The sequence below is a fragment of the Nitratiruptor sp. YY09-18 genome, assembly GCF_016593235.1.
GTDB lineage: Bacteria > Campylobacterota > Campylobacteria > Campylobacterales > Nitratiruptoraceae > Nitratiruptor.
The window spans coordinates 999929-1012286 of sequence record NZ_AP023065.1; the positions used below are offsets into that span (position 1 = coordinate 999929).

Genomic DNA, 12358 nt, shown 5'->3' on the forward strand with positions numbered 1-12358 from the left:
AATGAAACGATATTTCATAACAGCAGCGATTTTTGGTTCGCTGCTGCAAGCTCAAAATATCGATACAATTGTTCAGAAGGCTTTACAAAAAAACAACTCTTTACACGCCATTCAAATACTTCTCAGAAAAATGGATATAGAATATAAAAAAGCAAAAAACTGGGAAAATCCAACTTTACAATTTGCAGTAAACGATCTTCGCCTAGATAAACCTTTTTTGCGAGACCTTGAACCTATGCAGACCCATCAGATTGCCATCACGCAAAAAATTCCAACATTTGGGAAAAAAGAGTTCGATGCAGAACTGGTCAAACAAAAAAAGAGAGTTATTTTTAAAGATCTTGAGGTTGCAAAAAATAGGCTCGCATTTGAGATTTTTAAAAATGCACTTTTTTATCAAAAAGCAGTCCAAAAGCAAAAAATAGTAGATAATTATATCAATCTAGTTAAACAAAGCATTGATCTATACAGCAAAATGTTGGTTGTAGATAGTAGCTATCATTTGGCTTTGATGCAGAGCAAAATATTCTTATCTGATCTAAAAACCACGCAAGAAGAGCTTGTTTTTTCACAAACAAAAGCTCTGCATACACTCTCATATCTTGCTTCACAAAAAATTACTCATATTGATCCAATTCATGATATCAAAATAGATAAAAAAACTTTTCCACAGATTGAAAAACTCCAAGAAAAAAAGCGCTATCAACAGCTTTTAGCAAAAAGATACCTTTTAGATGAAAAAAGTGATATAAACCTCAATGTAGGTTACTTTCAAAGAGCAAACTTTGATGATTATATCTCCATTGGCATCTCCATCTCTTTGCCGCTATTTGGAACGGAAAAACTGCGATCTCAAGAAGCAAAAATAGAGGCTATGTCAATTGAGTCGAAAAAACAAGATGTGCAAATCTATGTGCAAGAGGAAATTGCCTCACTATATGAACAACTAAAAACTCTCCAAACACAAATTGTACTTTTGCAACAGAGGTCTTTAAAAGAGGTTGACCACTCTTTAGATCTCGTTCGATCTCGCATAAGCTCTGGAGATATGCTTTACAAATATCTTGATACGCTCAAAAGCAAATTTGCGATTGAACTAAAACTTATCGATTTTAAAATCCAAAAACTTCTCACAAAAGCAAAGATCAATTATTTAAATGGAGCTTATAAATGAGACTATTACTTATGTTTCTTGTGCCTTTTTTATTATGTGCAGAAAGGCTGAGCATAGAGCAGCTTTTCAATGTCAAAACGACAACAGTGGAAAAAAAAGATCTCTTTGTGCAAAAAACCTATCCTGCCATAGTGAAACTCGATAGAAGCAAAATCGTCGATATTGCTCCACGATTTTCTGGATATGTAGAAAAACTGTATGCAAAAGAACCGTTGCAACATATCAAAAGAGGCGATGTTTTAGCACTCGTCTATAGCCCTGAAGTCTATAACGCAAAAGAGGAGTACAAAAACTCGTTAAAATTTGGTCTTGATAAGAGAATGACAACAGCTTCTTATCTAAAACTAAAACTTTTAGGGCTTCCAAAAGATGAACTCAAAAACCCTACAAAAACTTTAACTATTACAAAAATAGTAGCGCCTATTGATGGATTTTTACTCAAAAAAGATGTTTATCCGGGAAGTTTCTTTCAAAAAGGAAAAACAATTTTTCGCCTCGCATCAGATACTCATTTTTGGATAGAAGCTCAAATTCCAAGTAAAGATATCGATTTTTATAAACAATCTGACTCGATAATAGCCCAAGTACGAAATGAAAAGTTACAAGTAAAAAAACATAAACTACTTCCTCTCATAAATTCAAACAGTGCTCTTGCAATAGTGCGTCTTTTTGTTGAGGCAAAAGGTATTCTTGCAGGAGAATATGCCAAAGTTACCATAAGAGAGCATAAAAAATCGATTCTTGTTATACCAAAAACGGCCGTTATTCGCAAAAATGGCAAATGGTACGCTTTTAGAGTTGGCGAATATGAAGGAGAATATGAGCCGGTTGTCGTTCAAATAAAGCCACTTGATAACAGATACTATCAACTCATCTCTGGGCTTAAAGAAGGTGAGACGATTGCCGATAGCGCAATGTTCTTGCTTGATAGCGATGCTCAGATAAATGGACTCTACAATGATTGAAAAAATTATAGAATTGAGCGCAAAAAATAGATTCTTGATTCTTTTATTTGCCCTCATTTTTGCAGGAGCATCCTATTGGGCCATAAAGAAAACGCCTCTTGATGCGATACCTGATCTCACCCCACCTCAAGTCATCATACAGGTTAAATTTCCTGGACAAAGCCCAAAAATCATAGAAGATCAAGTCACCTATCCACTTACAAGCTCTTTTTTGGCAATATCTGATATCGATACGGTTCGAGGCTTCTCAACTTACGAAAATGCGCTGATTTACATTATCTTTAAAGATGGAACCAATCTTTATGATGCAAGAACGAGAGTGTTAGAGGAACTGAGCAAAGTTGCATCTACCCTTCCCAAAAATGCAGAGGTAAGCCTTGGGCCAGATGCAAGCGGTGTTGGATGGGTCTATGAATATGCACTGGTTAGTAATACAAAAGATTTGGCCCAGCTTCGTACATACCAAGACTATACTCTCAAATATGCACTCTTAGGTATTGATGGTGTAAGTGAAGTTGCCAGCGTTGGCGGATTTATTCCAAACTACCAAGTGACAGTCGATAATCACAAACTCATAGAACATGGTCTTTCAGTCAAAGATATAGTTAAAACGATAGAACTCAACAACAACGATGTTGGCGGCGGTATAACGATACAAAACGGGTATGAATGGATGATTCAAGCAAGAGGCTACATTAAATCCTTGCAAGAAATTGAAGAGCTATCCATTAAAACGAAACGAAAGATTCCGCTGAAAATCAAAGATATAGCAAGAGTCGAATGGACTGCCCTGCCAAGACGAGGTCTAGCAGATCTCAATGGTCAAGGAGAAGTGGTTGGAGGAATCGTTATTGCAAAATATGGTGCAGATGTCTATGCAACCATCAAAAAAGTAAAAGAAAAACTCTCACAACTTCAAACCAAAGATATCAAAATTATCCCTACATACGATCGAAGCAGACTCATAGAAGATGCTGTAAGTACACTCAAAGATACACTCATTGAAGAGAGTATCATCGTTCTTGTAGTGATCGGTTTTTTCCTTTTTCATTTTAGAAGCACATTGATCGTATTGATCGTTTTACCATTGACTATCGGTCTAACATTTTTGCTTATGAAAATTTTTGGCATAGGCTCCAATATCATGAGCCTTGGAGGTATCGCTATCGCTATTGGGGCTATGGTGGATGCAAGTATTGTCATGATAGAGAATGCCCACAAAAAACTGGACAGCATCAAAGATAAAAACTCCTTGACGCCAAGCAAGAGAGTTTCGCTCATCATTGAATCATCTCAACAGGTCGGTCGTCCAATCTTTTTTGCACTTGCTCTTGTCGTCGTCTCCTTTTTGCCAATTTTTGCTATGCAAGGGCAAGAGGGAAAGCTTTTTACGCCACTTGCCTTTACAAAAACCTTTGCTATGAGTGTGGGAGCCATTTTGGCTATTACGATAGTGCCGGCTCTTATGATCTGGTTTATTAAAGATGTCCCAGATGAAAAGAAAAATCCAATCAATAGATTTTTTATCTGGCTCTATCATCCATTTATCGTCCTTGGTATGAAACTTCGCTACATTCTTATCCCCCTTTCAGTAGTTTTGCTTCTTTTTTTCTATCCGCTTTACAAAAAGCTCAAATGGGAGTTTATGCCACCACTCAATGAGGGTGTTTTGATGTATATGCCGGTTACTCCCTATGGCATTAGCATCGATCAAGCAAAGATGCTGACTCAAATGACAGACAAAGTGATAGCCAGTTTTGATGAAGTGGAGACTGTCTTTGGAAAAGCGGGACGTGCCGATACTGCAACCGATCCGGCTCCACTTTCCATGATAGAGACAATCATAACGCTCAAGAATGAAAAAATTGATATGAAAAAGCTGTTGCAAGAACTCGATGAGGCGGTGCAAGTTCCGGGACTAGTCAACTCTTGGACATACCCTATTCGGGGACGAATCGACATGCTTTTAAGTGGTATCAGAACACCCCTTGGCATCAAACTCTATGGCGATGATATAAAAAAGCTGCAAATGTTAGCCAAAAAAATTGAAACGAAACTTGCCGCTTTAGCCCAAACTGAATCGGTTTTTGCCGATAGAAGCGATACGGGATACTATATCGATATCGATACAGATCCCAAAAAACTTGCTTTATACGGATTAAAACGATCGGATGTATTGGATTTTGTAAGCTTCGCAATAGGTGGGAAAAGAGTTACAACAAAATTAAAAAATATTGAACGATATCCTATTTCAATCCGGCTAGAAGAGGAGCAAAGAAACAGCCTTGAAGCGATCAAAGAGCTTCGTATTAAAACAAAATATGGCTATATCCCTCTAAAAGAGATAGCCAATGTCCATTACGAACAAAGCGCTTCGGTTCTCAAAAGTGAAAAAGCAAAACCGGTCACCTACATCTATATCACTCCAGCTCAAGGAGTGAGTGCATCAGAGTATAAAAAAGTTGCACAAAACGCCTTGCAAAGTCTGACCCTACCAAAAGGATACTTCTATGAGTGGGCCGGTAGCAGTGAGTATCTACAAAGTGCCATAAATACGTTTAAATGGATCGTTCCATCGGTGCTTCTCATTATTTTGATACTCATCTATTTTGCTCTTGGTGAAATTGTACCAACACTCTTTGTTTTTTTGTCTTTACCTTTTGCTTTTTTGGGAGGACTGCTTTATATCGATTACTTGGGTTTTAATATGAGTGTTGCAGTGGTTGTCGGATTTTTGGCACTGCTTGGAATTGCAGCTGAGACTGCAATCGTTATGATTATCTATCTCAAAGAGAGCGTAGAAAAATATGAGAAACTGGATAAAAAACTACTCGTTGAAGCGATATATGAAGGCGCTGTTCAAAGAGTTCGTCCTAAACTGATGACCGTCTTTGCAATTTTAGCTGGTCTGCTTCCCATTATGTACACCAACAAAACAGGAAGTGAAGTGATGCAACGAATTGCTGCACCAATGATCGGTGGAGTTGCTACATCTGCCATTTTAAGTCTAATCATTATCCCGCTTTTATATATGATCTACATCCAAATTTCAAAAAAAATTCGCTAAGGGAATCTCCCCTTACTTTACACACTTTTTCCACACCCTTTTGCTTACAATAAGAAAAAAAAGGAGTCATTATGCATTGGATGCAAGGTCATTTCATGGGATTTGGATGGATTTATATATTAATATTCTTTGCTATAGTTTTGTACTTTGTCACGAGAAACTCTGACAAAGAAGCAAAGTCGATTCTTGATGAGCGGTTTGCAAAAGGAGAAATCAGCAAAGAGGAGTATGAAGAGGCACTGAAAACTTTAAAGGATCATTAGTATAATAATTCATGAAAGAGTCTCATAAAGGGTAAAATTGATGAAAATACTGCTTTTGGAAGATGATGCATTGCTTAGAAAATTAATGGTCGAACATTTAAATGAAAAATATGAGACAGTCACTTTTGACAATGGTGAGGATGCTTTGGAGTATCTGTATGAAAACAGAGTAGACCTAGCTCTGCTTGACATCAATGTCCCTGGACTTAAAGGCGATGAACTGCTCAAAATTTTACGCAAAGAGCACAATACGACTCCGGTCATCTTCATCACCTCAAACGACAGCTCATCCGATGTCAAAAAAGGTTTTGATATAGGGTGTGATGATTACATCAAAAAGCCTTTTGAATTTGAAGAACTTGATGCTAGAATCGAACATGTAAAACGTATTTATGGATTGGAAGAAAAGATAAAGATCGGTGATTTTCTTTTTGATCCTACAAGGCATATACTTCTCAAAGAGAATGAAACGATTCATCTCACACCAAAAGCAAGTGAAATCCTACACTACCTCTATACCCATAAAGTAGTCACGAAAGAGGATCTCATCGCAAATATATGGAGTTATGATGAAGTTCCCAGTGAAGCAACTATTCGAAGCTACATCAAAACGTTACGCAAAATTTTTCCAAATATAAAAACGATTCGAGGAAGCGGCTATGAGTTTGAGCCGCTCTGAACAAAAAGCACTTCTTCGATTTTTTCTTACCTATATCATTGCGGTAGGCATAGTGATCACCTCTTTTGCCTATCTGCAATACAACATAAAAAAAGAGTCTTTAAAAGATAAAATTGTCGCAAAACTGCAAAAAGAAGCTTTTGACATAGCTTCTAGTGCTATCGATGCACAAATGGAAGGAAAGAGATTTGTAACTCCCAAAGGAGTAGATTTTTTACTGTTAGATAAAAACAAAAAGTTCATAAAAGGAACATTTGAAGAAAAAATACTGCTTGATCACCCTTTGTATCATAGCAATGATTGTATCTATTATATCGATAAAAGTGCAAAAGGACATCTTGGCATAGAGTATATTGTCGTCAAAGAGTGTGGTATACATGCAAAATATCAAAAAATACTGAAAAATATTATATTATTAAGTCTTCTTTATTTTCTTTTCCTTCTTGGTATCGGATGGTATCTTGGCAGACTCTTTCTTCAGCCTATGCGAGAAAGCCTTGAGACCCTTGATAGATTCATCAAAGACAGCACCCATGAACTCAATACTCCCGTTACAACACTTCTTTTAGCTACACAAAAACTCAAAAAAACAAATAATCCAAAATATCTTGATATTATCATCATGAGTGCAAGACTCTTAAGCAGTATTCATCAAGATCTTACCTATGCAACACTTGCAAAAAAAAGAAAAAATTATTTACAACAGGTCGATATAGTACCCATAATTGAAGATATTCTTCGATTTTTTGATGTTTTGATTGATCAAAAAGGTTTGACTGTCTCAAAAGAGCTACACTCTTGCACTATAGAAGCAGATCCTGATGAGATAAGACTACTCATAAAAAATCTTATAGATAATGCTATAAAGTATGCATTTAAGAACTCCAAAATCAAAATAACTCTTCAGGGTTGTCAATTAAGTATCACCAACAGATCAAAACCGATACCAAATGAAAAACTCAAAACAATTTTTGAACGCTATCAAAGAGCAGAAAATGACCAGGGAGGCTATGGGATAGGTTTGCATATAGTACAACGTATCTGCAAAAAATACAATTTCTTGATTAGTGTCGAATCAAACGAAGAAAAGACGACGTTTACTGTCGCTTTCAATCAATCCAAAAAGTGAAGCATTGAAAGAATCTGCAGATCGATTGCATATGGCTTGAGAGCATCTTCTAAATTCTGAAGTTTAAATTCACCATTTTTATACACCACTATCTGCCCCTCTTTTCCCGCATTCAATGCTTCCAATGCTTTGAGTGCAAAACCAAAACCTAACATCCTATCTTTCACTGTAGGATTACCCCCACGCTGGATATGTCCCAGCACTGTTACTCTTGTCTCCATACCGATATCTTCTTCAAGCCACTTTGCAATCTCAGCGGTTCTTTTGGTACCTTCAGCAACTATGGCTAAAATATATCGTCTCCCCTCTTCTATCTCTTTTTTTAGAATTTTTGTTGCAAGAGGCTTGTTGAAATCTACTTCTGGAATTACGCACACCTCTGCTCCACTAGTAATTGCACTCACTGCAGCCAAATATCCACACTCTCTTCCCATCGTCTCAATTACAAAAGCTCGTGCAAAAGTAGAAGCGGTATCGCGAATCTTATCTACAGCATCACGTATGACATTGAGTGCAGTATCGACCCCTAAACACAAATCTGTTCCATAGATATCATTATCTATAGTAGTTGGAATTCCTATGAAATTGATAGAAAACTCTTTTTTAAAAACATCTAAAGCTCTAAAACTTCCATCTCCTCCCATCACAATGATTGCATCGATATCTTGTGCTTTGAGATTTCCATATGCCTTTTTTCTATACTCTTTTTCATACCATCGCTTTGAACGCGATGAGCCAATAATTGCTCCGCCTCTGTGGATGATCCCAGCAACATCTTTATATATTGCTTTTGTAATTTTCCCATCTATAAGCCCTTCAAGACCATCATAAACAAAATATGGCTCATGTCCCATTTCATATGCCGCTTCTACAAATCTTTTGATCGTAGGATTCATTCCAGGAGCATCACCACCACTTCCCATTATTGCTATTTTCATTTAAAAGCCTTTTTAATATAATTAACAAAAAGTAGATCCATGCATTGCTATTTATTGTACGATAAAAATATTGAACCGCAGATTATAAAGGACTATTCATCTCTTATATATAAGCATCTCCATAAACATCCAATTAAAAAAGAGTTTCACAAAAATATAATCGATTTCCCTTCATCATCAACCATTTTTTTGCTTGTAGGTGATACAGAGATCAAATCATGGCTACATAATGCAAAAGCGAAAAATTTCACTCTCTATATCATTCCTCATGCTTCAAACCCTTTGGCACAAAAGTACTTCCATCTCCCAACAACTTTTGAAGAGCTTTTCACACTCACTACAAAACAACACTATTTTACATATTGTAACGAAAAACTTCTCTTTGCCTCAGCAATAGTTGGGGATAAAATATGGATAACAAATCAAAATCTCTTTCTCTCATTTTTAAAAAACTTCTATAATATTCGACTTTTTAAAACCAATATAACACTCAAATTCCACAAGCTCATTTCTGTATCACTTTTAATAGAAGCTGGAGATGCAAGATATATCAAAGAAAAAAGAGATACCTTTTTTACCGATATTCAAACTGGATGCAAAAAAGTAGCTGCTATTATCTATGCGCCTACGAGTGTAATAGAAGCTTTTAAACTACGTTATTTCCTTGTAAAAAAAGACCAAAAATATCTGCCAAAAGGCATAGGAACATTAGTTACAGATACCATCACAATTACAACTGACAAAGATCTCACCCTCCTTTGCGATAATGAAGAGCCTATAATCTCTAAAGATGTGGTAATCAAAAGTGTGCCAACGAATCTTCAAATAGTATCAGGAGCACAAAAGTGCTCTAAAGAGGGAAAAGAGACTATAAGAGTTGATCGCCTACCTAAAGATGAGGAGTTTATCAATTTTTACACCAAAAGAACTTTACCATTTTTACCAATAGCTCCTGAAGAAGCTTTTGCAGATCTTTTCAAAAAAATCAAAGAGAATGCCAAAATAAGCATAGAATATACAGTTTTACTTCTAATAAGTGTTTTGATGGCAACTTTCGGCCTTTTCCAAAACTCCTCACCTACCATTATTGGAGCTATGATTTTAGCTCCGCTTATGGCGCCTGTAATATCGCTTGCCATGGGAATCATTCGATTTGATGAAACCCTTGTCAAAAATAGTTTCAAAACGGTATTTATTTCCACACTTTTAGCTCTTTTGCTAGCCCTCGGGTTTACAAATCTATTCCCAATAGAGCACATGACACAGCAGATGGCTATACGCACCAATCCTACTCTCCTTGATCTTGGTGTAGCAATCCTCGCAGGACTTGCCGCTGCATATGGATATACAAACTCAAAAGTTGGAGAGAGTTTAGCTGGAGTTGCTATTGCGGTAGCACTCGTACCGCCTCTTTGTGTGGCAGGCATTGGCTTAGGATGGGGAAATCTTGATGTATTTTACAAGGCATTTTTGCTCTATCTTGCAAACATTGTAGGAATTGTTTTTGCAGCAGGGATAATGTTTTATCTTCTTGGCTATGCATCCAAAAGATATGCCTCTGCTGCACTTATTATAAAACTACTACTCCTTGCATCAATCTTTTTTCCACTCTATGTCGCCACGCAGACAGTCCTTAAAGAAGAGCGAATTTATGAGCAGATCAAATATTTAAAATTTAAAAATGTAACATTGCAACTTGATAATATCCAATATCATAAGAATGGAGCAACTCTTTTTATATCGGTTTTGAGTAAGAAGAATTTGAGTGCAAGGGAAAAAGAAGCAATTTTGCAGCAAATCAAGAAAAAATTTCCTGCGGAAAACCTTATCATATCTTTTAAACAGATGTTGTAAATTCTAACCGGACAAAGCCGGCAAAGATTTTTTATAAATCCTTCTCTATTTCTCTTTTAAATGTATTGAAGTAGATACTTTTTAGTTTTTCCATCTCCATATCGATCTCACAAAGCTGGAATCTATTACCACCAATAGTGCCAAGTGGTATCGCATGGATACCGATCTCGTTTGCTAGCTCTTCAAGAGCGTGCATATTTTTTGGATCAATTTCTACGAGAGCCCTACTAAACGTTTCACTAAAAATTTCTCTGCTATCTTCAAAACAAAAATTTCCCAAAAATCCTTTATCTCCCATGGCAGCCATTTTTGCAAGAGCAATAGCGATTCCTCCTACTCCTACATCTTTAGCAGCTTTGAGCAACCCTCGTTTATTGCCTTCTATGACAAAGTTCCAAAGTTTGAGCTCTTTTTCATAGTCAATTTTTGGTAATTCTCCTTCAACTTTTCCAAAAAGCTCTTTGAGATAGAGACTTCCACCAAACTCTTTTTCGGTGTCTCCGATAATATAGACCACATCATTTTCTATTTGAAAATATGAAGGCAAGACTTTGTTTGCATCCTCATTGAGCCCTACCATAGCAATAGTTGGGGTAGGATAGACACTTACACCGTTTGTTTCGTTATACAGTGATACGTTTCCACTCACAACTGGAGTATTAAGGGCTTTACAAGCCTCTTTGATACCCTCAGTTCCCTGGGCAAACTGCCACATTACTTCTGGGTTTTCCGGATTTCCATAGTTGAGACAATCTGTTATAGCAAGAGGTCTTGCCCCACTCATCGCTACATTACGCCCTGCTGCCATCACTGCAGCCGCTGCGCCCCCTTTTGGATCGATGTAGCAGTATCTTGGATTACACTTACTGCTCATAGCGATAGCTTTGCCATTCTCCTTGACGCGAATTACACTAGCATCCAAAGTCCCAGGGTGTTTGACAGTATTGGTCTGCACCATAGAATCATACTGCTCATAGACCCATGCTTTGTTGACTACTTCCAAGGAGCTTAGAAGCTTCTCAAAGGCCTTTTGATTATCTATGTGTGGAACTGTATCGATAGAAGTCTCTTTGATATATTCTAGATACTCTGGTTTTTTGGTTGGACGATTAAGCTCTGGCGCTTCTTCACTTACAGGTGCCACAGGTATATCTGCCACCTTCTCTCCATGCCAGAAGAGTTCCATGCGGCCAGTATCAGTTACCTCTCCTATAACGGCTGCATCAAGATCCCATTTTTTAAATATCTCCATAACTTTCTCTTCTGTACCTTTTTTTGCACAGATAAGCATACGCTCTTGGGATTCAGAGAGCATCAACTCATATGGTGACATACCCTCTTCTCGCATTGGGACTCTGTCTAGATACATCTTCATACCACTTCCGGCACGTCCAGCCATTTCGAAGCTACTCGATGTAAGCCCAGCTGCACCCATATCCTGGATACCCACTACATAGTCTGTTTTAAAAAGTTCTAAACAAGCTTCTAGAAGCAGCTTTTCGGTAAATGGATCACCAACTTGTACAGTCGGTCTTAACTTTTTTGTCTCTTCAGTAAAACTATCACTACTCATAACAGCGCCGCCTAGGCCATCACGCCCTGTTTTGCTCCCTACATATATTACCGGATTACCTACACCTTCTGCTCTGCCATAGAAGATCTCATCTTTTTTGCAAATACCAAGACTAAATGCATTGACTAAAATATTTCCATTGTAGCACTCATCAAAGCTCACTTCTCCACCAATGGTCGGCACACCAACACAGTTGCCATATCCTCCAATTCCAGCTACTACTCCTCGAACTAAATAGCGCTGATGCGCTCCAACTTCATCATCTCTTTTGACATCACCAAAACGAAGTGCATTAAGATTTGCTACAGGACGTGCACCCATAGTAAAAATATCGCGTAAAATTCCACCAACTCCCGTTGCAGCCCCTTGATAAGGCTCAATAAAGCTTGGGTGGTTATGGCTCTCCATCTTAAAAACTGCCGCCATCCCCTCTCCGATGTCAATAACTCCTGCATTCTCACCAGGACCTTGAATGACCCATGGAGCTTTGGTTGGAAAGCCTTTGAGATATTTTTTGGAAGATTTATATGAGCAGTGCTCACTCCACATAGCGCTAAAAATTCCAATCTCTACAAGATTTGGTTCACGTCCTAGAATCTGCTTGATATGCTCATAGTCTTCAAGAGTGAGCTTGTGACTCTCTAATATCTCTTGGATATTTTGCATTAGTAACCTTCGCTATTGTTTTTGGGAGATTTTACAATAATGTTCATTAA

General features: G+C 37.4%; 9 protein-coding genes. 7 read left to right on the forward strand and 2 right to left on the reverse strand.

From position 1 onward, the window contains the following. The first annotated feature begins 1 nt into the window (after window position 1). The 6 genes from JG734_RS05405 to JG734_RS05430 all read left to right on the forward strand — a co-directional run bounded on the left by JG734_RS05405 (window position 2) and on the right by JG734_RS05430 (window position 7277). Entirely contained in the window at window positions 2-1174 is a 1173-nt protein-coding gene (locus JG734_RS05405; RefSeq protein ID WP_201332285.1) for a TolC family protein, read from the forward strand. After that, window positions 1171-2139: an efflux RND transporter periplasmic adaptor subunit gene (locus JG734_RS05410; protein WP_201332286.1), complete on the forward strand. Its 969-nt coding sequence runs from the start codon at window positions 1171-1173 to the stop codon at window positions 2137-2139. The genes JG734_RS05405 and JG734_RS05410 overlap by 4 nt, the downstream gene beginning before the upstream one ends. Beyond that, window positions 2132-5206 carry an efflux RND transporter permease subunit gene (locus JG734_RS05415; protein WP_201332287.1) on the forward strand — a complete coding sequence of 1025 codons (3075 nt, stop codon included), beginning with the start codon at window positions 2132-2134 and terminating at the stop codon, window positions 5204-5206. Before JG734_RS05410 ends, JG734_RS05415 begins: the two co-directional genes overlap by 8 nt. 71 nt (window positions 5207-5277) lie before the next feature. Continuing rightward, window positions 5278-5469 carry an SHOCT domain-containing protein gene (locus JG734_RS05420; RefSeq protein WP_201332288.1) on the forward strand — a complete coding sequence of 64 codons (192 nt, stop codon included), beginning with the start codon at window positions 5278-5280 and terminating at the stop codon, window positions 5467-5469. A gap of 40 nt (window positions 5470-5509) precedes the next feature. After that, the gene (locus JG734_RS05425; RefSeq protein WP_201332289.1) at window positions 5510-6148 is read left to right on the forward strand and encodes a response regulator transcription factor; all 639 of its coding nucleotides are present in this window, start codon (window positions 5510-5512) and stop codon (window positions 6146-6148) included. Next, window positions 6129-7277 (forward strand): HAMP domain-containing sensor histidine kinase, encoded by a 1149-nt coding sequence (locus tag JG734_RS05430; protein WP_201332290.1) that lies wholly within the window; start codon window positions 6129-6131, stop codon window positions 7275-7277. Before JG734_RS05425 ends, JG734_RS05430 begins: the two co-directional genes overlap by 20 nt. On the opposite strand, the gene JG734_RS05435 is transcribed toward JG734_RS05430, so the two are convergent. Beyond that, a complete protein-coding gene (locus JG734_RS05435) occupies window positions 7262-8215 on the reverse strand; it encodes a 6-phosphofructokinase (RefSeq protein ID WP_201332291.1) in 954 nt (317 codons plus the stop codon). The genes JG734_RS05430 and JG734_RS05435 overlap by 16 nt on opposite strands. A 39-nt stretch (window positions 8216-8254) precedes the next feature. On the opposite strand from JG734_RS05435, the gene JG734_RS05440 reads away from it, so the two are divergent. Beyond that, a complete protein-coding gene (locus JG734_RS05440; RefSeq protein WP_201332292.1) occupies window positions 8255-10069 on the forward strand; it encodes a TIGR00341 family protein in 1815 nt (604 codons plus the stop codon). Window positions 10070-10100: 31 nt separating this feature from the next. Here the strand turns inward: JG734_RS05440 and purL are convergent, their stop codons facing one another. Further along, entirely contained in the window at window positions 10101-12308 is a 2208-nt protein-coding gene (purL, locus tag JG734_RS05445; RefSeq protein ID WP_201332293.1) for a phosphoribosylformylglycinamidine synthase subunit PurL, read from the reverse strand. Window positions 12309-12358: the final 50 nt, after the last annotated feature.

Excerpts from the sequence above, each read along its gene's own strand:
- JG734_RS05425 (WP_201332289.1), top strand. The coding sequence starts at position 5,510 with ATGAAAATACTGCTTTTGGAAGATGATGCATTGCTTAGAAAATTAATG.
- JG734_RS05405 (WP_201332285.1), top strand. The coding sequence starts at position 2 with ATGAAACGATATTTCATAACAGCAGCGATTTTTGGTTCGCTGCTGCAA.
- JG734_RS05430 (WP_201332290.1), top strand. The coding sequence starts at position 6,129 with ATGAGTTTGAGCCGCTCTGAACAAAAAGCACTTCTTCGATTTTTTCTT.
- JG734_RS05420 (WP_201332288.1), top strand. The coding sequence starts at position 5,278 with ATGCATTGGATGCAAGGTCATTTCATGGGATTTGGATGGATTTATATA.
- JG734_RS05410 (WP_201332286.1), top strand. The coding sequence starts at position 1,171 with ATGAGACTATTACTTATGTTTCTTGTGCCTTTTTTATTATGTGCAGAA.
- JG734_RS05440 (WP_201332292.1), top strand. The coding sequence starts at position 8,255 with ATGCATTGCTATTTATTGTACGATAAAAATATTGAACCGCAGATTATA.
- JG734_RS05435 (WP_201332291.1), bottom strand. The coding sequence starts at position 8,215 with ATGAAAATAGCAATAATGGGAAGTGGTGGTGATGCTCCTGGAATGAAT.
- JG734_RS05415 (WP_201332287.1), top strand. The coding sequence starts at position 2,132 with ATGATTGAAAAAATTATAGAATTGAGCGCAAAAAATAGATTCTTGATT.
- purL (WP_201332293.1), bottom strand. The coding sequence starts at position 12,308 with ATGCAAAATATCCAAGAGATATTAGAGAGTCACAAGCTCACTCTTGAA.